Origin of the sequence: Streptomyces sp. SS7, from assembly GCF_037993025.1 — a bacterium.
GTDB lineage: Bacteria > Actinomycetota > Actinomycetes > Streptomycetales > Streptomycetaceae > Streptomyces.
Genome location: NZ_CP141223.1, coordinates 5,296,744 through 5,317,983 on the forward strand (window position 1 = coordinate 5,296,744; position 21,240 = coordinate 5,317,983).

Genomic DNA, 21,240 nt, shown 5'->3' on the forward strand with positions numbered 1-21,240 from the left:
GCTCGCGTCCACTGTGTTGGTTCTGAAACCACGAACAGCCCCGTATGCCACATACGGTGCGGCTGACAGTTTCATAGTGTTTCGGTGGTCATAGCGTGAGGGAAACGCCCGGTTACATTCCGAACCCGGAAGCTAAGCCTCACAGCGCCGATGGTACTGCAGGGGGGACCCTGTGGGAGAGTAGGACACCGCCGAACAATCATTCCGGGAGACCCCCGCACCGTATGGTGCGGGGGTTTTCTGCGTTTTAGGTACTGTTATTCGCATGAATGACTTTGTGGTGCGGGGCATACGGGCCGACGAATGGCGTTCCGTGAAGGCGCTGCGACTGGAAGCGCTCCAGGATTCCGCTGCGGCGATCGCCTTTCTCGAGACCTATGAGGACGCCGCGGCGCGGCCGGACGCCTTCTGGCAGGGGCGGGCTCTCGGGGCCGGAGCAGAGGCCGGCGGTGTGCGGCAGTTCGTCGCCGAGGCGGCCGGTGGGGGGTGGGTCGGGACCGTCACCGTGCTGGTGGAGGAGGCCGGCAGCGTCGACTGGGCCGGGCTGCCCGTCGAGCGGCGGCAAGGGCATGTGGTGAGCGTGTACGTGCGGCCCGAGTGGCGAGGGGTGGGAGTGACCCAGGCGTTGTTCGAGGCCGGGGTGGCGTGGGCGTGGGGTGTCGGACTGGAGCGGGTGCGGTTGCTGGTGCACCAGAAGAATCTGCGGGCGCAGCAGGCCTATCGGAAGGCGGGGTTCACACCGAGCGGGGTCACGGTCCCCGTAGGGGAGGGATTCGGGGATTTCTCGGGGGAGGTCGAGATCGAGTTCGTGCGCGAGCGCGGGTAGAACGTCCTCAGACCGGTAGTTCGTGGTGGGGCCAGCGGGCCCTGGCCTGTTCGCGGGAGCGCAGAAGGGCCAGGGTGGGCAGGCCGCGGTCCGCACCGGTCGCCAGGAGGTCCGGCAGTTGGGGGAGAGGTGCTACGGCGGCGATGTCGTCCAGGATCAGGGTCAGTGGTGGGTCGAGGCGACCGGAGGATGACCGTTCGGCCATGCGCCGGCCGCGCTCGACCACGCTGGAGACGAGGGCCGTAAGGAGAGGCATGGCGCCTGGGTTTGTCCTGGGGTCCTCGAGGGATTCGCCGACCACGTAAAGCGTTCCCCCTTCTTCCACGAAGGAATCCAAGGCGAGGGCATCATTTCGGTGGGGAGTGCATGCCTCGCGGATGTTGATCGTGGAGAGGGCGGCGAGTGCGCGGGAGGTGAGCTCCTGGGCGATGTCGCGGCGCTCGGGGTGGGCGGTGAGTGCGGCCTCCAGTTCGCCGGCGGAGCCGGGGGCGGCCTTCGGGTTGGTGCGGAGGGTGCGGACCGCGTCCTGGATGCCGGTGCCCTGGGACCAGCGGTGGACATGGCGGATGGTGCGGCCGTCGATGGCGGCGGCGTGGAGGTAGCTGCGGAGGAGGGTTGCGGCGGTGTCCGTGACGGCTTGGTCGAGGCGAGCTGTGGGGCGTACGGGGGTGAGGAGGGCGGTGGCCCGGAGGGCCGCTGTCGCCTTGTCCTCGCAGCCGGTGGTGGGGGACCAGTGGAGGCGGGCGGGGGAGTCGCAGAGGTGAGTCGGGTCGTAGAGGTGGACCGGGCCCAGTTTGGCCCGGGCGTCCTTGGTCTCCTGCCAGAGGGAGGGGTTGGAGGTGAGGACGAGGGCCGCGCCCTCGGCGTCTCGGAGGGCCTGGGCGGCGGCGGCCTTGCGCATGTCCGGCGGGGCGCAGCGGACGCCGACACCGCCTTCGGTGCGGGTGCCTTCCCTTCCGTTCACCACCCCTCCGTTCACCGTCCCTCCGTCGACCACTCCTTCTCCCGGCGATGGGGAAGCCGGCGTCGAGGGCGTCTTCGCGGCCGGAGTGTCAGGGAGCTGTGGCTGGGTGTGAGGCGGTTCCTCCGTCGGAACGGCTTCTTCTGTGCGCGGTACCGGCACCTCGTGCCGCTGTGGGCCGGTGGCGGCTCGTCTGCGGGCCCGCACGGCCCGCCATCTGGCCACCGTCCCTATGGTGAACACCGTGAGGACGAAGAGGATCATCAGCTGGCCGATGAAGAGGCCCCAGAAGAGGCCGTAGCCGGAGAGGGCGGTGGGGGTGGCGTCGGGCCAGGCGCCGGGGATGTCGTGGGGTTGGGCGACGAGGTGGCGCATGGCCAGGGGGGTGCGGGTGAAGGTGACGCCCTGGGGCCAGGAGCCGTGGGTGAAGAGGGCGGCGAGGCCCGTGGCCGTCCAGACCAGGAGGGTCATGCCGAGGAGGAAGGCCAGCAGGCCCACCAGGAGGCCGTCGGGGATGCCGCCGGGGCCGCCTTCGCGGGCGGGGGCGCGCTCGTCACCAGGTCTCATGGCACCCCCCTGCCGCTAGGCCACGGTCGACTCGGACGAGTCGTCCAGGTCGGCCAGGTGGTGTTCCATGAAGGCCGCCGCCCGGCGTTCCTGTTCGAGTTCGGCGGCGTGCAGGGCGTCCTCGGAGGCCAGGTGGTCCGTGGAGGACTCCGTCATGGCCCGGTCGGTGAAGACCAGGGGGCGTTCCGTCTCCGTGACCAGGTGTTTGACCACCTGGACATTGCCGTTGACGTCCCAGACCGCGATACCGGGGGTGAGGGTGGGGATGATCTCCACCGCCCAGCGGGGGAGGCCCAGCACCCGGCCGGTGGCCCTCGCCTCGTCCGCTTTCTGGGCGTAGATCGTCCTGGTCGAGGCCATCTTGAGGATGGCCGCGGCTTCCTTGGCCGCCGCGCCGTCCACTACGTCGGACAGATGGTGGACCACCGCGACGAACGACAGGCCGAGGCGGCGGCCGAACTTCAGCAGGCGCTGGAACAGCTGGGCCACGAAGGGGCTGTTGATGATGTGCCAGGCCTCCTCGACCAGGAAGATGCGCTTCTTCCGGTCGGGGCGGATCCAGGTGTGCTCCAGCCAGACGCCGACGATCGCCATGAGGATCGGCATGGCGATGGAGTTGCGGTCGATGTGGGAGAGGTCGAAGATGATCAGGGGCGCGTCCAGGTCGATGCCCACCGTCGTCGGGCCGTCGAACATGCCGCGCAGGTCGCCGTCGACCAGGCGGTCCAGGACCAGGGCGACGTCCAGGCCCCAGGCGCGGACGTCGTCTATGGCGACGTTCATGGCCTCCGCCGACTCCGGTTCGGGGTGACGGAGTTGTTCGACGATGTCGGTGAGGACGGGCTGGCGTTCGACGATCGTCTCGTTGACGTAGGCGTGGGCGACCTTGAGGGCGAAGCCGGAGCGTTCGTCCAGGCCGTGGCCCATGGCCACCTCGATGATCGTGCGGAGCAGGGCCAGCTGGCCCGTCGTCGTGATCGAGGGGTCGAGGGGGTTCAGCCGGATGCCGTCGTTGAGGGCGGCCATCGGGTCCAGGCGGATGGGAGTTATGCCGAGGGCCTGGGCGATGAGGTTCCATTCGCCGACGCCGTCCTCGCCCTGGGCGTCCAGGACGACGACCTGGCGGTCGCGGAAGCGGAGCTGGCGCAGGACATAGGTCTTCTCCAGCGCCGACTTGCCGTTGCCGGACTCGCCGAGGACCAGCCAGTGCGGGGCGGGGAGCTGCTGGCCGTACAGCTGGAAGGGGTCGTAGATGTAGCCCTTCCCGGAGTAGACCTCGCGGCCGATGATGACGCCGGAGTCGCCGAGGCCGGGGGCGGCCGTGGGGAGGTAGACCGCCTGGGCCTGGCCGGTGGAGGTGCGGACGGGCAGGCGGGTGGTCTCGACCTTGCCGAAGAGGAAGGACGTGAAGGCGTCGGTGAGGACGGACAGCGGGTCCCGCATGTGAAGCCCCTACCTTCGGATGCCGGTGGCGAACGGGAGTGTGTTCACGAACGCGCGGTGGTGCTCGCGGTCGCACCACTCCAGCTTCAGGTACGACTTGCCTGCGGACGCCCTTATCGTGCGCTTGTCGCGGGCCAGGGCCTCGGGGGTCCGGGAGGAGACGGTGATGTAGCCGACCAGGTTGACGCCGGCGGCGCCGGAGGCCAGGTCCTCGCCCCGCTGGTCGAGACGGGAGTGGGCGGCGACGTCCCGGGGGTCGACGGTGCGGTTCATCTTGGCGGCGCGGCTGGCCTCGGCCTCGTCGTTCGTCTTCTCGGTGAGCATGCGCTCGATGGCGATCTCGGTGGGTTCGAGGTCCATCGTGACGGCGACGGTGCGGATGACGTCGGGGGTGTGGACCAGGAGCGGTGCCAGGAAGTTGACGCCGACCGGGGTCATCGGCCATTCCTTCACCCAGGCGGTGGCGTGGCACCAGGGGGCGCGGGTGGTCGACTCGCGGGTCTTGGCCTGGAGGAACGTGGGTTCCATGGCGTCCAGCTCGGCCGGCCAGGCGTTGCGCCGGGTCATCGCCTGGATGTGGTCGATGGGGTGGTCGGGGTCGTACATGGAGTGGACGAGGGAGGACAGCCGGCCCTGGCCCAGGGGCTGGCGGACGCGGATGTCCGCCTCCTGGAGGCGGGAGCAGATGTCGGTCAGTTCACGGGCCATGACGACGGCGAGGCCGGCGTCGCGGTCCAGTTTGCGGCCGGACTGGGGGCGGGCGGCGCGGGCCATGGCGTGGGCCTCGGCGGCGAGCTCGCGGGTGTAGTGCATACAGGCGACGAGGTAGGCGCGGTGCTGCTCGCTGCTGGTGGAGACCATGGACTGGAGCTGGTCGTAGGACTGGGCCAGCCAGCCCGGTGCCCTGTCGTCGCCGCGCTGGGCGACGTCCTTGGCGTGGGCGTCGGGGTCGGCGGGGAGGGTGCGGGCGAGCATCTGCAGGCGGGTGACGAAGCCGTCGCCGTTGGCCACGTGCTTGAGGAGGGTGCCGAAGCGGTCGACGAGGGCTTCCTGGTCCTCGCTGTCGCGCAGGCCGACGCCGGGGCCCTCGATCTCGATGGCGGCGGTGACGGTACGCCGGTCGGCGTGCAGGAGTACGGCGATCTCGTCGGGGCCGAAGGGGGCGGCGAGCCAGCTGATGCGGCCGATGCCCGGGGGCGGGCCGACCTCGACCTCCTGGCCGTCGATGCGGGTGCCGGCCTCCATGGCTCCGGAGCGGTAGGTCGTGCCCTGGCGGAGGGTGCGCTTGTAGCTGCGGTTGATCTCGAACCACTTGTAGAAGGTGCGGTGCTTGTACGGCACGTAGACGGCGGCGAGCGCGATCATCGGGAAGCCGGCGAGCAGCACGATGCGCAGGGGGAGGAGGGGGACGAGGAGGCCGCACATCATGCCGAGGAACGCGCCGATGACGATGAGCGCGATCTCGCCGGTTTCGCGGTTGCGGCCGACGATGGCGTTCGGCCGGGCGCGGCCGATCAGATATGTGCGGCGGGGCGAGACCACGTGGGACACGTGGGCCAGATGGGAATCCGTCGTCAACGCCCTTCACCTCCCGTGCGGTTGTTGCGGGTGTTGCCTGCGTGCGGGGTGTTCACCGCGCTGCTGGAGCGGGGCGCGGGTGCGGCGGAGGGGACAGATCCGCCGCCTCCGTTCGAGGGGCGGGAGCTGTGGGCGGCGACGCCGCCCGAGGCGGGGTTCGAGGGGCGGGGGCCGGAGGAGGACGAGCCGCCTGCGCCGTTGTTGTCGGCGCGGGTGCTGTGGGTCTTGATGCCCTGGGCGACGAGGGTCGCGGGGGAGCTGATGACGGCGGCGGCCTTGCCCTCGGCGCCCTGCATGATGCGGTTGCTGCGGGAGTTGGCGATCTCGTCGCCGAAGCCGGGGACGAAGCGGTAGATCATCGCGCTGGCGAAGATGGCGAGCAGGATGATGGCGAGACCGGAGACGACGGCGGAGAAGGCGTCGGGGCCGTCGTCGGAGGAGAGGGCGCCGGCGAGGCCGAGGACGATCACGATGACCGGTTTGACCAGGATGACGGCGATCATGATGCCGGCCCAGCGGCGGACGTGGCTCCAGAGGTTCTTGTCGACGAGGCCGGCGTAGACGACGGTGCCGAGGAGGGCGCCGACGTAGAGGAGGGCGGCCCGGATGACGAGCTCCAGCCAGAGGACGCCGGCGGCGAGGATGGAGACGAGGGAGACGACGATCAGCATGATCGGGCCGCCGCCGATGTTCTCGCCCTTGGCGAGGGCGGCGGAGAACGTGCCGAAGAAGGTGTCGGTCTGGTCGCCGGTGGTCTTCGCGAGGACTTCGGTGATGCCGTCCGTGGCGGAGACGACGGTGTAGAGGATCAGGGGGGTGAAGGCGGAGGCGAGGACGGTGAGCCAGAGGAAGCCGACGGCTTCGCCGATGGCGGTGGTGAGGGGGACGCCGCGGACGGCTCGCTTGGCGACGGCCAGGAGCCACAGGACGAGGGTGAGGACGGTGGAGGCGGCGAAGACGACGGCGTACTGCTGGAGGAACTTGGTGTTCGTGAAGTCGACGTTGGCGGTCTCCTTCACGGCTTCGCTGAGCTTGTCGACGGTCCAGGAGGCGGCGTCGGCACAGCCCTTGGCGAGGGAGGAGAGGGGGTCGAGGGTGTCGGAGACGCCGGGGTTGGTGGTGGTGCCGGTGGTGTTGTTGCCGCGTTCGCAGTACTTCTTGGCTTCGCCGGAGATGAGGCTGCAGTCGAGGGAGCCGCTGGGGGAGGGGGACGCCGAGCCCGACGGGGTGGGTGAGGGGTCGGGTGTGGGGGCCGCGAAGGCGCGGCCGGCCAGCAGGACCACGCTCGTCTGAACGGCCGTCACGACTCCGGCGAGCCTGAGCAGGCGGTGCGGGTTACCGGGCATAAGTGAACCCTCCGTACTCCTCGATGGCCTTGCTGATCTCGTCGGAGGCGGCGGCCTGGTCGTCGCCGGGGACCGGGGCGGGGCCGTTCTTCTGGCTGTCGGTGCTGATCTTCCAGTCGCCGGCGGTCCAGGTCAGGTCGAAGGTCCAGGTCTTCCACGACGAGGTGACGGGGTCGGTCGAGTCCGTGCCGGACATGCCGATGAGACCCAGGTACCAGACGGCGACCTGGGTGGTGGTGTCCGCGTATTTCCCGACCGTCGTGCCGACGGGGACCACGCGGGAGACGAAGGTGTTGCCCTTGGGTGCGTTGCCGTCCGCGTCGAGGCCCATCTTGGCGAGGAAGTCTGCCGAGTAGGCCTGGTCGATGGCGCTCTGCAGCTTGGCCGCGGCGTCCTTGGTGTAGACGGTGTCGACGAGGGTGTGTCTGCTGTTCTTCTGGAACATGCCGGTCGAGCCGAGGGCCACCGCGTAGTTGGCGGCGGCGGACTGGGCGCCCTGCTCGGTGTGCGCGAAGCCCGAGGGGATTCCGCCCGTCTTCGTGTCCACCGGCTTCGTCCCGCTCGCCGCTGTGGACGTCGTCTTCGGCTTGTCGGTGTCGGGGGTGGCTTCCGAGGTGGTGGAGTCGTCGCCGCCTCGGTTCGCGAAGGCGATGGCCGCGATGAGGAGGACCACGACGCCGACCACCGTGACCAGGCTGCGGGAGGAGGAGCGGGCGGGGCGGCGGGCGCCGCCGTAGGGGTCGGCCTCGGGGAGGCGGACTCGGGTGCCCGAGGGCTCGCCGTAGTCGTGGTCGTCGCCGGGAGTCATGTCGCGTTCGCCCCCTCGTTGCCGTACCGAAAAGCGTAGAAGTACGACGGTAGCCGTGCTGGTTCCCGCGCGGGCGCGGTGTGGTGACTCGACATCAGGGAAACGCAACCTCAGCCGGTGGGCACGACGGATGGGTGGGGGAGGAGGGGCGCCGGCGGGCGGCTATACGGCCATGCCGTACACGATGGTGAACAGTGTGCCGAGGGAGCCGATGATGAAGACGCCGGTGAGTCCGGCGATGATGAGGCCCTTGCCCTGTTCCGCACTGAAGGTGTCCCTCAGGGCCGTGGCGCCGATGCGCTGTTTGGCCGCACCCCAGACGGCGATGCCGAGGCAGAGGAGGATGGCCACCGCCATCACGACCTCGATCATCACCTTCGCCTCGTTGCCCAGGCTGCCGAAGGGCCCCCAGTCCGGAGCGATTCCGCCGATGATGGTGTTGATGTCGCCCTTGTCGGCCGCGAACAGCATGTAAGTCACCGCCCCTGGTGGGTAGTTCCGCGTGGCCCCTGCCGGGTGCAGAGGTCAGGCCTCATTGTCGCCGACGATGTCGCCGTCGTATGTCGACTTGGCGTCATTGACGGGTGGGATTCGTATGAATGGTTGCTATCGTCACTCTGTGTATCACGGCAGGTCACGCCGGGCAATGAGGCCGGAACGGAACCTGGGTGTGGTTCCGTCGTTGACCCACTTCACGGCTCCGTGCCGTTTCTGACGGCTGGTCGGGTGAGTGCACGTTTCGATGGTCTCATGTCCGTGTGGAACGCACGGCGAACGGGCCGCGGCTGGATGCCGCGGCCCGTTCGCCCTTGCCGCTGTGGCCCCCACGGTCCACTGCGGTCGTTCTGCGGGGTGGTGAGGGGATGTCAGCCGGTGAAGGCGTCGGTTCCCTCCGGGGTGCCCACGCCGGTGGGGCCGTCGTAGCCCGTCCTGGCGGTGCACAGGTAGCCGGCGCTGGAGGAGCAGGTGCCGTTGCTGCCGCTGGTGACGTCGTTCAGGGACGAGGTGCCGAGGTGGGCGTAGGGGTACGAGGCCGGGTAGTCGCCGCTGCCGGGGGTGCCGGCGAGGGCGTAGACCGCGGCGATGATGGGCGCGGAGGCGCTGGTACCGCCGAAGGTGTACCAGCCGGCGGTGACGCCGTAGGAGTCGTAGACCGAGACGCCGGTGGCGGGGTCGGCGACCGCGGAGACGTCGGAGACGGTGCGCTTGGCGCAGCCGGTGTCGGTCTGCCAGGCGGGCTTGGCGTCGTAGGAGGAGCAGCCGGAGCCGGTGCCCTCGGTGGAGCTGGTGTTCCAGACCTTCTCGGTCCAGCCGCGGGTGGTGGAGGACGAGGTCGACAGGGCGGTGCCGCCCACGGACGTCACGTACTTGGACGCGGCCGGGTACTCGGCGCCGTAGCCCTCGTCGCCCGCGCTGACGGTGATGGCGACGCCCGCGTGGTTGAAGTACGAGGAGTCGTAGGAGGTGTCCGAGGAGGACTCGGAGCCGCCGTAGCTGTTGGAGACGTACTTCGCGCCGAGGGTGACGGCGCGGTTCACCGCGGTGCCGAGGTTGGCCATGCTGGCGGACTTGGCCTCGACGAGCAGGATGCTGCACCGGGGGCAGACCGCGCTGGCCATGTCGAGGTCGAGGGAGATCTCCTCGGCCCAGCCGCTGTCGGCGGAGGGGAGTGAGGTGGTGGAGCCGGTCTGGCCGACCTTCTTGAAGCAGCCGTTGGCGGTGGTGCAGGCGGAGAGGCCGTAGAAGGAGCGGTACTTCGCGAGGTCGGCCTCGGCGTTGGGGTCGTCGTAGGCGTCGACGATCGCGAGGGTCTCGCCGTCGCCGTTGGTCGCGGCGGCGTCGGTCAGGCCGTAGGCGTCCTGGAGGTCGGAGGGGCCGTAGCCGGTGGGGGCGGCGGCTGCGGCCTTGGGGGTGACCTGTGCGGTGTCGCCGGTCCGCCGGGCCTGCGCCTTCTGGAAGGCGGTGGTGCCGCCGGTGACGCGGAAGGAGTCGCAGGCGAGTTCGCCCGCGTGCTTGGGGGTGGCGCAGGGGGTGGCCGCCCAGGTGACCTTCGAGGGTGTGGCGGTGGGGGTGGTGGGGGCCGCGTCGGCGTGGGCCGCGGTGCCGAGGCCGGCGAGCACCAGGGCCGCGGTGCCGAGGAGGGAGGCGCCGGCGCGGCGCCATCTGCCGGGGGAGGCAGAGGGGTTGGGGGAAGTCGTCGTACGCAACGGACAGCTCCTGATGGTGGGTGACAGGGGCGGTGCGGGTGGGGGTGATGCGTGGCCGCCGGTACGCGGTCCCCGGCGGCGGGCGGCGGCCCGCGACGACTGTGCACTTGTTGAGTACGCGACAACAAGGAGGGTTGCGGAGTTCTGACTTCCGCCTTACTCGCGGGGGTGGGGGGATTGCCCGCCGATGGTGGGCGGATGGGGGGTGGGTGGCCGGTCCTTGACCCCGCTCACAGGTGGGCCACAGGGGCGCGGGGGCGGGCGGTCAGTGGCGGATCAGGCCGTGCAGGGTGTGGTGGACCAGATCGGCGACGCCCGCGAGGACCTCCTCGGGGGTGAGCATCTCGTTCGCGGCGAACGAGGCGTACCCGTGCAGGGTGGAGCCCAGGAACAGGGTCAGCCGGGCCGGTTCGCCCTCGACGATCTCGCCGCGCCGCTGCCCGTCGGCGATCAGCCGCTCCAGGCTCCCGACCGTGCGGTCGATCGCGGCGGCCATCCGGTCGGCGACGTCCGGGGTGGTGTGGGCGTGCTTGCGGGCGTACATCAGTTCCAGCAGCGCGGCGTTGTCGAGGGCGAAGCCCAGGTAGGCGCGGGCGAGCGCGGTGAGCCGGGGTTCCATGGGGAGGGCCGGGGCGTCGGCGGCCTCCAGGGTCTCGGCCAGGCGGTCGAAACCGCTGAGGGCGAGTGCGTCGAGCAGGGACTGCTTGTCCTTGAAGTGCCGGCCGGGCGCGGCGTGGCTCACGCCGATCTCGCGGGCCAGTTCGCGCAGGGAGAGGGCGGTGGCGCCCTTGTCGCGCAAGGTGCGTTCGGCGGTGGCGAGGAGGGCGGAGCGGAGGTCGCCGTGGTGGTAGGGGCGGCTCTCGGTGGGCGACGACGGCATGCGGACCATCGTATCCCGGTGTTGACGGCGTCAGCATTGTTGTCGCCGTCATCTTTGTTGACGTCGTCATCTTTGTTGTCGTTGACAGCATTGTTGTCGGCGTCTACTTTTGGCGGTATGGCAGCTGAGAAGAAGGCATGGAGTGTCGCGGACCTCCCGGACCTCACCGGTCGCACGGTGATCGTCACGGGGGCCAACAGCGGCATCGGGTTCACCGCGACGCAGGCGCTGGCGGGGGCGGGGGCCCATGTCGTCCTCGCGGTACGGGACCCCGAGCGCGGGCGGGCCGCCGCCGCGCGGGTGAGCGGCAGCACCGAGGTCCGGCGGCTGGACCTCGCCGATCTGTCGTCCGTGCGGGAGTTCGCGGCGGACTGGGCCGGGGCCCCGTTGCACACCCTCATCAACAACGCCGGCGTGATGATGGTGCCCCGGGAGTCGACCGCCGACGGCTTCGAGCGGCAGTTCGGCACCAACCACCTGGGCCACTTCGCCCTCACCAACCTGCTGCTGCCGGCCGTCACCGACCGGGTGGTCACCGTCGCCTCGGGCGCGCACCGATGGGGCGGCGCGGTGATCCACTTCGACGATCCGAACCTCAGGGCCGGCTACACCCCGCAGCGCGCCTACGCCCAGTCCAAACTGGCGAACCTGTTGTTCACGCTGGAGCTCCAGCGCCGGCTCGCCGCGTCCGGCTCGGCCGTACGGGCCCTGGCCGCGCACCCCGGATACTCCGCGACCAATCTCCAGAGCCACGCGGCCAGTCCGCTCGCCCGGGTCTTCATGCGCGTGGGCAACGCGCTGTTCGCCCAGGACGACCGCGCGGGCGCGCTGCCCACCCTGTACGCCGCCACCCAGGACCTGCCCGGCGCGAGCTACGTCGGGCCGGACGGCCTGGCCGAGATGCGCGGGGCGCCCACGCTGGTGGGACGCTCGGCGGCGGCGAGCGACGCGGAGGCGGCGCGTCGGCTGTGGACACTGTCGGAGGAGCTGACGGGCGTGCGGTCGGGAGTCGGCGTGGGGTGAAGCCGGGGGCCGGAGGGCCGGAAGCCCCGGCGGCTGTGGTGGGGCGGGCTCAGCGGGGTCCCAGGGTCCATATCGAGAGGGTGCGGTGGTTCTCGCTGGTCGTGTACCAGTGGCCGGCGCCCAGTGCGGTCGGGGAGCTGGTGACCGGGGCCGGGTAGCCGAGCGGCTCGGGGCGGGACGCGCCCCGGGTCACCAGCCAGTGCCTGCCCTCGCCCCACTCCTCGTCCTGCCACACGGTCCCGGCGACCATCGTCGCGTCGTCGACGAAACCGTCGGCCCAGTCCCAGGCGGGCCACACCTCGTCGTCGTCCGGACCGGCGTCCGGGTGCCGGGGCACGCACTCCTCCACGTCCCACTCCGCGACCTGCGTCCCGGCCGCCGTGTCGTACAGCGCGAGCTTGTCCTGGTCGTGCGAGACGGTCATGAAGTGCGCGCCGGACGGGCTCACGTCCAGCAGGGCCAGGTCCAGTCCCTCGAAGTACTCCACCGCCAGCCGCTCACCGTCCCAGCGGCCCCAGCGCATCGGCGCGCCGTCCTGGCCCTCGCCGATGCTCAGGCCCATCCGGCGCGGGTCCGGGTGCGCGACGTGGTCGCTGCCGGCGGCGGCCGACCGTGCGTCCACCCGGGCCAGCACCCGGCCGTCCTCAGGGGTGAGCAGCAGCCACTCGTCCACAGGCTGTGCATCCAGTGCGCCGCCCTCGGCCAGCGGGCCGCGGACGTGGGCCCACAGCAGCGAGCCGTCCACGGAGAAGCCGGCGGAACCGCCCTCGGGGTACAGGTGCCGGCCGTCGGTCGCGTACTCCTCGAACGAGCCGTGCGCCTCGGGGCAGCCCCAGCAGCCGTGCCGTATCTCCCACAGCGTGCCCCCGTCCGGGTCCACCGCGCGCAGGGCGTGCGTGCCCGCGAAGACGACGACACCGGCGTCGCGGGAGACGGCACAGGTGCCGAAGCGATGGGTCCACGGGGCCGGGAACCGGATGCGCCCCACCGGCCGGAACGCGTCGTCCAGCGGCTGTACGACCACCTCGTGGTCGCCGCGCTGCACGAGCGCCGTACGGCCGCCGCGCAGCCGGACCACCGTCGCGGGGGCGGCGTCGGGGCCCGGGAGCGGCGCGTCGAGCGTGGCGACGAGTCGGGCGGTTCGGGTCATGTCTCGAACCGTACGACACCCCACTGACAACGCCCGTCCCCTCGTACGCCGAGGTCGACGCCCGGCCGATCGCCGCTCGCCTGTCGTTCGTCACCCGTCACCCGTCACCCGTACGGCCCAGTGGTCGCCCCGTTGTCTGACGCTTCTCTCACCTTTCTGGGTCACAGTGGGTCCGGTGAAGCCGGTGAAGCGAAACGCTCTGCTCGGTGCGGTCGGGCTGCTCGCCGTGGCCGCCACCTCCGCCTCCGAGGCGGCGGCCGACGGTGGGCCGGGCCCCCTGGGGGTGACCACGGTGGCCGCGGCCACGGCCGATGCGGCACGCGTCGGCGCGCTGTTCGACGCGGCGGACGCCGGCCGTCCGACCGGCGCCCACTTCTGTACGGCGTCCGTGGTCCACTCGCCCCACCGCAACCTCCTCGTCACGGCCGCCCACTGCCTCGGCGGGGGCGGCGACCTCGTCTTCGTCCCGGGGTACCGGGACGGCAGGGCGCCGTACGGCACCTGGACGGTCGCCCGCGTCTTCCTGCCCGACGGGTGGGCGAAGGGCCAGGACGAGGACAGCGACGTCGCCTTCGCGACCCTGCGCGCCGACGGCGGCCGACAGATCGAGGACGTCGTGGGCGCCAACCGGCTCGCGACCCGTACGGCCACCGGCGCCACCGCCGTGACCGTCACCGGCTACCCGAACTCCCGTGAGACCCCGGTCCGCTGCGTCAACCGCCCCACCGCCCACAGCTCCACCCAGCAGCGCATCGACTGCCCCGACTTCACGGGCGGCACCAGTGGCAGCCCCTGGGTCAACGGCGACGACCAGATAGTCGGCGTCCTCGGCGGCCACGAACAGGGCGGGGCGACGGCGGACATCTCGTACAGCGTGGTGCTCGGCGCGGAGGCCGCTGAGCTGTACGAGGACGCGGCCTGCGATCCGTAAACCTTCCGGAGGCCGCAGAACCTGCAGAAACCACCCCGTACATGATCACCCCGAAGGGCCGGGGCGCCTCTACACTGACCGGGGCGGACTCCCGGGCGGCGAGGGGCGGTTGACGGTGCGTAAGGCATGGATCGTGGCGACCGCTGCCGTCGGTGCCGGTGCCGCCTTCATGATGGTGCTCGTCGTCGGGGTCTACATCGTCGCCGGGAACATGGTGAACGGCGTGGGGGGCAGCACCAAGTCGCTCGCCAAGGGCGCCGTGCCCGCCGCCTACAGCGCGATCGTGCAGAAGTGGGGCAATCTCTGCTCCGCCATCAATCCCGCGCTGCTCGCCGCGCAGTTGTACCAGGAGAGCGGATTCAACCCGCGCGCGCGGAGCGCCGCCGCCGCACAGGGCATTGCGCAATTCATCCCGGGAACCTGGGCCACGCACGGCATTGACGGCGACGGCGACGGCGACCGCGACGTATGGGACCCGAATGACGCGATTCCGTCGGCCGCTTCGTACGACTGCCAGCTCGCCTCGTACGTGAAGGACGTCCCCGGGGACCCCACGAAGAACATGCTCGCCGCCTACAACGCCGGGGCGTACGCGGTCATCAAGTACGGCGGCGTGCCGCCGTACAGCGAGACCCAGAACTACGTGAAGACGATCACGACGCTGGAGGAGTCGTTCGCCGCGCCCGTCTCCCGGGTCGATCCGTCGGAGCAGGCCGCCGGGGCCATCTACTTCGCCCAGAAGAAGCTCGGCACGCCCTATCTGTGGGGCGGCAACGGAACGGCTGACCAGGGGGGACGCTTCGACTGCTCCGGGCTGACCAAGGCCGCCTACGAGAGCGTCGGGATCACCCTGCCCCGGGTCGCCAACGACCAGTACAACGCCGGGCCGCACCCCAAGCGCAGTGAACTGCTGCCGGGGGACCTGGTGTTCTTCTCGACCGATCCCGGCAACTCCCGTGCCATCCATCACGTGGGTATCTACGTCGGCGGCGGATACATGATCGACGCGCCCTACACGGGGGCCGTGATCCGGTTTGATCCCATCGACACGGCTGAGTACTTTGGTGCCACTCGGGTGACCGAAGATGGCGCGAAAGCGCTCCCGACGAACGTCTGAGACAGTCCGGGAATATCCCCCTGAGCTGCGGCTTTGCATCTCTCTTCGATAACGTCTGAGTGATCATTCAGTGGAGAGTGGAACGTATCAACCGGGGCCGTGCGTTCCTGTTGAGGCGTGCGCACGAGAGATGCGCCGGGCAGAAGACGACGAAGGGGCCGCAGCACCATGGCTGGACTCGCCGATTCCGGGTCGAACCCCGACGTCGACCTGCTCTACGACATCAACGGTCTCGCCAAGGACGCCCCCCATTGGTTCGACCGGATCGTCGAGTTCGTGGGGGAGTACGGGCTGCTCCTCGCCATGGTCCTGCTGATTCTGTGGTGCTGGGCCGGCGGGCGGCGCACGGTGCGGGGGGCCGAGGAGGCCTCGGCCGCGGTCGCCGCGCTCGTGTGGGCGCCGCTGGCGGCCGCCGTCGCCGTGCTGGTGAACGTGCCCATACGGGGATTCGTGGAGAGGCCCCGGCCGTTCCTCGATCACCAGGGGCTCGAGGTGCTGGTCTCCGGGAAGACCGACTACTCGTTCGTGAGCGATCACGCGACGCTGACCATGGCCATGGCCGTCGGACTGTTCGTCGCCAACCGGAAGTTCGGGTTCTACGGGATAGCGATCGCACTGCTCGAAGGGTTCTGCCGGGTCTACATGGGCGTGCACTACCCGACCGACGTGGTGGGCGGGTTCGCGCTCGGGACCGCCGTCGCGCTGCTGCTGTCGCCGCTCGCCTCGCTGGCGCTCACCCCGCTGCTGAGGGCCGTCGAGCGCTCGCCGCGGGTGGGGTGGATCGTGCGGAGCAGGCAGGCGAGGGAGCGGGCCCGGGACGCGTTCATCCCGGGGGCCCGTTCCGGGGCCGCCGCCGAGGAGCGGGACCTCGCCGCCTGAGAGACCCGTGTCAGAGTGCCTGCGGGTAGGTGAAGAAGCCCGTCGGGTCGTACTGCCTCTTCAGCTGGGTCAGGCGCGGCAGCGCGTCCCCGTAGTACGCCTTGCGCCAGTTCGTGAGGGTCGGGTCGGCGTAGTTCTGGTAGGCGGCGCCCGAGGCGTACGGCTGCATCGCCCGGTGGGCCGTGTTCAGCCAGGACTGGGCCGTCGTACCCGTCGTACCCGCCCGCCAGGACACGAGGTACTGGGCCAGCATGCGTGAGCGGCGGTGCACGAAGGCGGTGGCCGTCGGGGAGACGCGGTTGATCGCGCCGCCCAGGGCGGTGAGGGCGATGCTGCCGGCGCCGCCCTGGACGGACTTGATCTGCTTCAGCAGGGCCTGGATGCCCGCCGAGGACAGGGAGCGGTCGAAGAAGTCGCTGCGTGCGGTGTACGTCTCCCGGCCCAGCCTGCCCTGCGGGGAGCGGCCCGGGGTGGAGCCGGGCAGGTGGCACTGGGCGTCGGCGCTGAAGGAGGAGCAGCCCGCGTAGGCCTCCATGGCCTCCTCGTAGCCCTTGCGGCGCAGGGACACCGAGGACGCGGGGGCGCCCACCCGGTCGGCCAGGCGGTCGACGGCGTTCTGGAGCTGGCCGTAGGTGCCGATGCAGAACGCGGCGACGGCGACCCGGGGGGTGCCGCCCGCGGAGTTCTCCAGGTGCAGGGAGGACCAGATCTCGTCCGGCTGGGACGGGCCCCACTCCTGCCAGGCCTTGATCACCGCGGCGGCCTTCGCCCAGGGCCAGGTGAGATAGCCGGTCACGGCCTGCGGGGCGGCGTGGGTCCGGAAGCGCAGCTCGGTGACGACGCCGAAGTTGCCGTTGCCGGCGCCGCGCAGCGCCCAGAACAGGTCCTTGTTCTCGGTGGCGCTGGTGACGAGCTGCTTGCCGTCGGCCGTGATGATGGTGGCCTGGGTGAGGCTGTCGCAGGTCAGGCCGTAGGCGCGGGAGACGACCCCGTGGCCGCCGCCGAGGACCAGGCCGGAGACGCCGACGGTCGGGCAGGAGCCGGCCGGGATCGTGACGCCCTTCGCGGCGAGGGCGCGGTAGACGTCTATCAGCTTGGCGCCCGCGCCGACGACGGCCGAGCTTCCGCTCGCGCGGACGGTCCGCAGCCTGGAGACGTCGACGATGAGCCGGCCATCGCCGGAGGACCAGCCGCCGTAGGAGTGGCCGCCGTTGCGGATCGCGACCTTGGTGCGGTGCGCGCGGGCGTAGGAGAGGACGGTGCGGATGTCGTCGGCGTGGGCGACGTACGCCACGGCCGCCGGCTTCAGGTTGTCGAAGCGGGTGTTGTAGAGCTGACGGGCCGTCGTCCAGGAGGCGTCGCCGGGGCGGACGAGGGTGCCGTCCAGGTCGCGGGCGAGCGCCGCCCAGTTCGCGGGCCCGGTGCCGGCGGTGGTGGTGAGCAGGGTGAGGCCGGTGGTGTCGGCACCGGCGGAGGTGCTCGCTCCGCCGCTCTTCGAGGTGCTGCACGCCGCCGTGGTGACCGCGGCTACAGCGGCCGTTCCGCCTGCGATGAACGTACGCCGTTCCATGGTGTGCGCCTTCCGTCCGCCTGTCGGCATCTCGCGGCCTGTCGGTTTCATGGTGCGAGACGGGGCCCCGCGGCCACGGGTTCCCGCGGGCGGCGGCGGTGACGGAACGGTGACGTCAGCCGCGGGCGTGGCCCTCGGCGTCCGACCGGGCCAGGCTTCTCGCTCTGCGGGCCGGCCCGCGCCAGCCGCAGGTGCACCGGGCCAGGCAGAACCGGCCCTGCTCGACGGTCGTGGTGGTGTGTTCCCCGTCGGTGCGGGGAGGGGCCGAGCCGTCCTGCTGCGTCACGCAGACAACGTTACCCAGGAAAGGTCAACGGCACGTATGCCGGGGAGCGGGAGGCGCGAACGACCCGTTCGGCGGTCGCGCGGGGGGTGGGGCGCGTGACGGGGGCACGTGACCGTCGTTAGGCGGGACGACAGGGGCACCCGTGACGGACGTACCGGCTGGGGGTAGGCAGACGATGACGGAGCGGTGGTACAGGCGGCGCGGACGGGGCGGTGCGGTGGTCGCGGCCGCCGGGCTGGTGGCCGGGGGGTGCCTGGGGGCGACCGGGTGTTCGGGCGCGGGGGGAGCGGCCGGGGTGGCCGACGGGGCGGCCGGTACGGGAGACGCGCGGGGCGGTGAGGCGGTACGGCTGGTGCGCGGGGCCGCGGACGCGCTGCGGGAGGCGGGCAGTTCGAAGGCGCGTACGTCCATGGAGATGGCCACCGGCGGGACCCGGGTGACCATCCGGGGCGAGGGGGTCTACGACTACCGCAGGCAGCGGGGGCGGCTGACGGTGCTGCTGCCGCAGGATCCGGCGGGGACGAGCGAGCACCGGCCGATCACCGAACTGCTCGCGCCGGGCGCGCTGTTCATGAAGCACCGCGGGGCCGGGGTGCCGGACGACAAATGGGTGCGGGTGGAGACGGCGACGCTGTCCGACGGGAACCTGGTGACGGGCGGGGCCACGGATCCGTTCGCCGCGGCGGAGGTGCTGCGCGGGGCGCGGACCGTGGCGTACGTGGGGCGGACCGCGGTCGCGGGGACGGCGGTGCGGCACTACAGGGGGACGGCGGATCTGGTGGTGGCGGCGGAGGCGGAGGGGGCGTCGGCGGGGAGCAGGGGGGCGCTGGCGGCGGCGGCGAGAGGGTTCGCCACGGCCCGGGTGCCGTTCGACGTGTATCTGGACGACGCGGGGCGGATCCGGAAGGTCAGGCACCGGTTCAGCTTCGTCAACGGGCGGCAGGCGGAGGCCGTGGCGGTCGCCTCGACGACGCTGCTGTACGACTTCGGGGCCCCCGCCGACGTACGGCTGCCGGCGGCTCGGGACATCTTCGCGGGGCGGATCGCGGAGGACTGAGGTCACCGGGCCCGCGCAAGGACTAGCCCGTCCGTGCCATGCGCGCCGTGTGCGCCGCTCCCTACTCTAGGAAGCCGGTGACGGCAGAGACGAGGTGATGCGCGTGGCTCCGGTCGGCGGTACGGCAGTTCAGGACCACGTGGCCCTCGCCGAGATAGAGCTGTGCGGGGAGCTGATCATCGCGGCCTCGGCGGCCGGGGAGGAACGGCTGAGCCTGGAGAGCATCGACCAGGTGCTGCGCGTGCGGGAGACGCCGGACGGGGGCGGGGCCGCGTCAGGTGCGCAGTAGGCGGCCGATCGCCTTGGTCGCCTCCTCCACCTTCGCGTCGATCTCGTCGCCGCCCCTGAGGGCCGCGTCGGCGACGCAGTGGCGCAGGTGTTCCTCCAGGAGCTGCAGGGCGAAGGACTGCAGGGCCTTGGTGGAGGCGGACACCTGGGTGAGTATGTCGATGCAGTAGGTGTCCTCGTCGACCATGCGCTGGAGGCCGCGGATCTGGCCCTCGATCCGGCGCAGGCGCTTGAGGTGCTCGTCCTTCTGCTTGTGGTAGCCGTGCGTGACGTGCGGCACTGTCTCGGCGGGTGCCGGGTCGGTGGGCTCGGTGGCCTGTGTCGTCGTCATCGCGTCCTCCCGTTACGGACATATACCCCTGCCGGGTATATCGTAACGAACTTTGCCGGGTACGGGACCCGTGCGGCCCCCGTGCTGATCACGCTGTCCGATGGGTGACACTGGGGGACGGCCCGATAGCCATGTCCGGATGGTGCGCTTAGCATCACCCCTGGCCATTGGCTTGACCGAAACCGATGCATCCCGAGGACCCCAAGTGCGCTTTCGTCTGACCCCCAGGGAGACGAGCTTCTACGACATGTTCGCCGCATCCGCGGACAACATCGTCACGGGCTCGAAACTCCTGATGGAACTGCTCGGGGCGGACACCGCCGGCCGGGCCGAGATCGCAGAGCGTATGCGGGCCGCGGAACACGCCGGTGACGACGCGACGCACGCCATCTTCCACCAGCTGAACTCCTCGTTCATCACGCCGTTCGACCGTGAGGACATCTACTCCCTCGCCTCCTCCCTCGACGACATCATGGACTTCATGGAGGAGGCCGTCGACCTGGTCGTCCTCTACAACGTCGAGGATCTGCCGAAGGGCGTCGAGCAGCAGATCGAGGTGCTGGCGCGGGCGGCCGAGCTGACCGCGGAGGCCATGCCGAACCTGCGGACGATGGAGAACCTCACCGAGTACTGGATCGAGGTCAACCGGCTGGAGAACCAGGCGGACCAGATCCACCGCAAGCTGCTGGCTCATCTCTTCAACGGCAAGTACGACGCGATCGAGGTGCTGAAGCTCAAGCAGATCGTGGACGTGCTGGAGGAAGCTGCCGACGCGTTCGAGCATGTGGCGAACACGGTGGAGACCATCGCCGTCAAGGAGTCCTGAGCTTTTCATGGACACCTTTGCTCTGGTCGTGACCATCTGTGTCGCGCTCGGTTTCACGTATACGAACGGTTTCCACGACTCGGCGAACGCGATCGCGACGTCGGTGTCGACGCGGGCGCTCACGCCGCGGGCCGCGCTGGCGATGGCCGCGGTGATGAATCTCGCCGGGGCCTTCCTGGGGAGCGGGGTCGCCCACACCGTCAGCAGCGGGCTGATCGAGACGCCCGAGGGCTCGAAGGGGATGGGGATCCTCTTCGCCGCGCTGGTCGGGGCGATCGTCTGGAATCTGGTCACCTGGTACTTCGGGCTTCCCTCGTCCTCCTCGCACGCGCTGTTCGGCGGCATGGTGGGGGCGGCGCTGGCCGGGGGGACCCAGGTCATCTGGTCGGGCGTGCTCGACAAGGTCGTCATCCCGATGTTCCTCTCGCCGGTCGTGGGACTGGTCGGCGGGTACCTGGTGATGTGCCTGATCCTGTGGATCTTCCGGCGGGCCAATCCGCACAAGGCCAAGCGGGGGTTCCGGATAGCGCAGACGGTCTCCGCCGCGGGGATGGCGCTCGGGCACGGTCTGCAGGACGCGCAGAAGACCATGGGCATCGTGGTGATGGCGCTGGTCATCGGGGATGTGCAGACGGCCGAGGATCCGATTCCGGTGTGGGTGAAGGTCGCCTGTGCGGTGATGCTGTCGCTGGGGACGTACGCCGGTGGGTGGCGGATCATGCGGACGCTGGGGCGGAAGATCATCGAGTTGGATCCGCCGCAGGGGTTCGCGGCGGAGACCACGGGGGCGACGATCATGTTCACGACGGCGTTCCTGTTCAAGGCGCCGATCTCCACGACCCATGTGATCACGTCGGCGATCATGGGGGTGGGGGCCACGAAGCGGGTCAACGCGGTGCGGTGGGGTGTCGCGAAGAACATCGTGCTGGGGTGGTTCATCACCATGCCGGCTGCTGCGGTGGTCGCTGCGGGGGCGTTCTGGGTGGTGAACCTGGCGTTCCTGTAGGCGGTGGTGGCCGCGCCGCCCGCCCCGCCTCGCCCACCCGCCCACCCGTCTCGGTCCGTCGAGGGGTGGGCGTTGTGTTGCGGGCGTGGGGTGAGGGGCGGGGGCGGGGCGAGGGAAGGAGCGGGGTGCGCATCGGCTCGGGCTGTGGGAGCGACCGGGT

General features: G+C 70.8%; 21 protein-coding genes and 1 rRNA gene. 10 read left to right on the forward strand and 12 right to left on the reverse strand.

The features are described from left to right. The first annotated feature begins 80 nt into the window (after positions 1-80). Together rrf and U5640_RS24465 are read left to right on the forward strand one after the other, a co-directional pair. Positions 81-197, forward strand: a 5S ribosomal RNA gene (gene rrf / locus U5640_RS24460). Positions 198-265: 68 nt separating this feature from the next. Further along, on the forward strand, positions 266-826 hold the full coding sequence (locus U5640_RS24465) for a GNAT family N-acetyltransferase (protein WP_340377883.1): 561 nt from the start codon (positions 266-268) through the stop codon (positions 824-826). A 7-nt stretch (positions 827-833) separates the two neighbouring features. Here the strand turns inward: U5640_RS24465 and U5640_RS24470 are convergent, their stop codons facing one another. The 8 genes from U5640_RS24470 to U5640_RS24505 form a co-directional block, all read right to left on the reverse strand. Next, the gene (locus U5640_RS24470) at positions 834-2,354 is read right to left on the reverse strand and encodes a type IV secretory system conjugative DNA transfer family protein (RefSeq protein ID WP_340377884.1); all 1,521 of its coding nucleotides are present in this window, start codon (positions 2,352-2,354) and stop codon (positions 834-836) included. A 15-nt stretch (positions 2,355-2,369) separates the two neighbouring features. Next, the gene (locus tag U5640_RS24475; protein ID WP_340377885.1) at positions 2,370-3,797 is read right to left on the reverse strand and encodes an ATP-binding protein; all 1,428 of its coding nucleotides are present in this window, start codon (positions 3,795-3,797) and stop codon (positions 2,370-2,372) included. Positions 3,798-3,806: 9 nt separating this feature from the next. Next, entirely contained in the window at positions 3,807-5,375 is a 1,569-nt protein-coding gene (locus U5640_RS24480; RefSeq protein WP_340377886.1) for an SCO6880 family protein, read from the reverse strand. Further along, on the reverse strand, positions 5,372-6,721 hold the full coding sequence (locus tag U5640_RS24485) for a hypothetical protein (protein ID WP_340377887.1): 1,350 nt from the start codon (positions 6,719-6,721) through the stop codon (positions 5,372-5,374). Before U5640_RS24485 ends, U5640_RS24480 begins: the two co-directional genes overlap by 4 nt. Beyond that, positions 6,711-7,529 (reverse strand): hypothetical protein, encoded by an 819-nt coding sequence (locus U5640_RS24490; protein ID WP_340377888.1) that lies wholly within the window; start codon positions 7,527-7,529, stop codon positions 6,711-6,713. Before U5640_RS24490 ends, U5640_RS24485 begins: the two co-directional genes overlap by 11 nt. A 162-nt stretch (positions 7,530-7,691) precedes the next feature. After that, positions 7,692-8,000 (reverse strand): hypothetical protein, encoded by a 309-nt coding sequence (locus U5640_RS24495; protein ID WP_014673544.1) that lies wholly within the window; start codon positions 7,998-8,000, stop codon positions 7,692-7,694. 395 nt (positions 8,001-8,395) lie between these two features. After that, positions 8,396-9,736 carry a S53 family peptidase gene (locus tag U5640_RS24500; RefSeq protein WP_340377889.1) on the reverse strand — a complete coding sequence of 447 codons (1,341 nt, stop codon included), beginning with the start codon at positions 9,734-9,736 and terminating at the stop codon, positions 8,396-8,398. Between the two features lie 265 nt (positions 9,737-10,001). Further along, positions 10,002-10,625, reverse strand: a complete 624-nt coding sequence (locus tag U5640_RS24505; RefSeq protein ID WP_340377890.1) for a TetR/AcrR family transcriptional regulator — start codon at positions 10,623-10,625, stop codon at positions 10,002-10,004. Positions 10,626-10,733: 108 nt separating this feature from the next. Between U5640_RS24505 and U5640_RS24510 the strand changes: the two genes are divergently transcribed. Beyond that, complete coding sequence (locus U5640_RS24510; protein WP_340377891.1) at positions 10,734-11,639, forward strand: oxidoreductase; 906 nt, start codon at positions 10,734-10,736, stop codon at positions 11,637-11,639. 49 nt (positions 11,640-11,688) lie between these two features. Here the strand turns inward: U5640_RS24510 and U5640_RS24515 are convergent, their stop codons facing one another. Beyond that, complete coding sequence (locus tag U5640_RS24515) at positions 11,689-12,789, reverse strand: hypothetical protein (RefSeq protein ID WP_340377892.1); 1,101 nt, start codon at positions 12,787-12,789, stop codon at positions 11,689-11,691. A 184-nt stretch (positions 12,790-12,973) separates the two neighbouring features. Here U5640_RS24515 and U5640_RS24520 point away from each other — a divergent pair, with 184 nt between their 5' ends. The 3 genes from U5640_RS24520 (at position 12,974) to U5640_RS24530 (ending at position 15,716) form a co-directional block, all read left to right on the forward strand. Next, entirely contained in the window at positions 12,974-13,720 is a 747-nt protein-coding gene (locus U5640_RS24520) for a trypsin-like peptidase domain-containing protein (protein WP_340377893.1), read from the forward strand. Between the two features lie 109 nt (positions 13,721-13,829). Then, complete coding sequence (locus U5640_RS24525; RefSeq protein WP_340377894.1) at positions 13,830-14,837, forward strand: bifunctional lytic transglycosylase/C40 family peptidase; 1,008 nt, start codon at positions 13,830-13,832, stop codon at positions 14,835-14,837. A 168-nt stretch (positions 14,838-15,005) separates the two neighbouring features. Beyond that, on the forward strand, positions 15,006-15,716 hold the full coding sequence (locus U5640_RS24530; protein WP_340377895.1) for a phosphatase PAP2 family protein: 711 nt from the start codon (positions 15,006-15,008) through the stop codon (positions 15,714-15,716). Positions 15,717-15,726: 10 nt separating this feature from the next. Here U5640_RS24530 and U5640_RS24535 read toward each other — a convergent pair whose 3' ends face one another. Continuing rightward, complete coding sequence (locus U5640_RS24535; protein ID WP_340377896.1) at positions 15,727-17,286, reverse strand: FAD-binding oxidoreductase; 1,560 nt, start codon at positions 17,284-17,286, stop codon at positions 15,727-15,729. 115 nt (positions 17,287-17,401) lie between these two features. Further along, positions 17,402-17,572, reverse strand: coding sequence for a hypothetical protein (locus U5640_RS24540; protein WP_340377897.1), 171 nt, complete (start codon positions 17,570-17,572; stop codon positions 17,402-17,404). 175 nt (positions 17,573-17,747) lie between these two features. Between U5640_RS24540 and U5640_RS24545 the strand changes: the two genes are divergently transcribed. Continuing rightward, complete coding sequence (locus tag U5640_RS24545; RefSeq protein ID WP_340377898.1) at positions 17,748-18,629, forward strand: hypothetical protein; 882 nt, start codon at positions 17,748-17,750, stop codon at positions 18,627-18,629. Between the two features lie 97 nt (positions 18,630-18,726). Continuing rightward, positions 18,727-18,918, forward strand: coding sequence for a hypothetical protein (locus U5640_RS24550; RefSeq protein ID WP_340377899.1), 192 nt, complete (start codon positions 18,727-18,729; stop codon positions 18,916-18,918). Here the strand turns inward: U5640_RS24550 and U5640_RS24555 are convergent. Next, positions 18,904-19,248: a metal-sensitive transcriptional regulator gene (locus U5640_RS24555; protein WP_340377900.1), complete on the reverse strand. Its 345-nt coding sequence runs from the start codon at positions 19,246-19,248 to the stop codon at positions 18,904-18,906. The two genes, U5640_RS24550 and U5640_RS24555, sit on opposite strands and share 15 nt — an antisense overlap. Positions 19,249-19,453: 205 nt before the next feature. On the opposite strand from U5640_RS24555, the gene U5640_RS24560 reads away from it, so the two are divergent. After that, a complete protein-coding gene (locus U5640_RS24560) occupies positions 19,454-20,074 on the forward strand; it encodes a DUF47 family protein (protein WP_055638981.1) in 621 nt (206 codons plus the stop codon). Between the two features lie 7 nt (positions 20,075-20,081). Further along, positions 20,082-21,080 (forward strand): inorganic phosphate transporter, encoded by a 999-nt coding sequence (locus U5640_RS24565; RefSeq protein ID WP_340377901.1) that lies wholly within the window; start codon positions 20,082-20,084, stop codon positions 21,078-21,080. Positions 21,081-21,240 lie beyond the last annotated feature (160 nt).

Bases quoted from the DNA above. Each gene is read 5' to 3' on its own strand.
- U5640_RS24465 (WP_340377883.1), top strand. From the start codon at position 266: ATGAATGACTTTGTGGTGCGGGGCATACGGGCCGACGAATGGCGTTCC.
- U5640_RS24470 (WP_340377884.1), bottom strand. From the start codon at position 2,354: ATGAGACCTGGTGACGAGCGCGCCCCCGCCCGCGAAGGCGGCCCCGGC.
- U5640_RS24475 (WP_340377885.1), bottom strand. From the start codon at position 3,797: ATGCGGGACCCGCTGTCCGTCCTCACCGACGCCTTCACGTCCTTCCTC.
- U5640_RS24485 (WP_340377887.1), bottom strand. From the start codon at position 6,721: ATGCCCGGTAACCCGCACCGCCTGCTCAGGCTCGCCGGAGTCGTGACG.
- U5640_RS24490 (WP_340377888.1), bottom strand. From the start codon at position 7,529: ATGACTCCCGGCGACGACCACGACTACGGCGAGCCCTCGGGCACCCGA.
- U5640_RS24495 (WP_014673544.1), bottom strand. From the start codon at position 8,000: ATGCTGTTCGCGGCCGACAAGGGCGACATCAACACCATCATCGGCGGA.
- U5640_RS24505 (WP_340377890.1), bottom strand. From the start codon at position 10,625: ATGGTCCGCATGCCGTCGTCGCCCACCGAGAGCCGCCCCTACCACCAC.
- U5640_RS24510 (WP_340377891.1), top strand. From the start codon at position 10,734: ATGGCAGCTGAGAAGAAGGCATGGAGTGTCGCGGACCTCCCGGACCTC.
- U5640_RS24515 (WP_340377892.1), bottom strand. From the start codon at position 12,789: ATGACCCGAACCGCCCGACTCGTCGCCACGCTCGACGCGCCGCTCCCG.
- U5640_RS24530 (WP_340377895.1), top strand. From the start codon at position 15,006: ATGGCTGGACTCGCCGATTCCGGGTCGAACCCCGACGTCGACCTGCTC.
- U5640_RS24535 (WP_340377896.1), bottom strand. From the start codon at position 17,286: ATGGAACGGCGTACGTTCATCGCAGGCGGAACGGCCGCTGTAGCCGCG.
- U5640_RS24545 (WP_340377898.1), top strand. From the start codon at position 17,748: ATGACGGAGCGGTGGTACAGGCGGCGCGGACGGGGCGGTGCGGTGGTC.
- U5640_RS24550 (WP_340377899.1), top strand. From the start codon at position 18,727: ATGCGCGTGGCTCCGGTCGGCGGTACGGCAGTTCAGGACCACGTGGCC.
- U5640_RS24555 (WP_340377900.1), bottom strand. From the start codon at position 19,248: ATGACGACGACACAGGCCACCGAGCCCACCGACCCGGCACCCGCCGAG.
- U5640_RS24565 (WP_340377901.1), top strand. From the start codon at position 20,082: ATGGACACCTTTGCTCTGGTCGTGACCATCTGTGTCGCGCTCGGTTTC.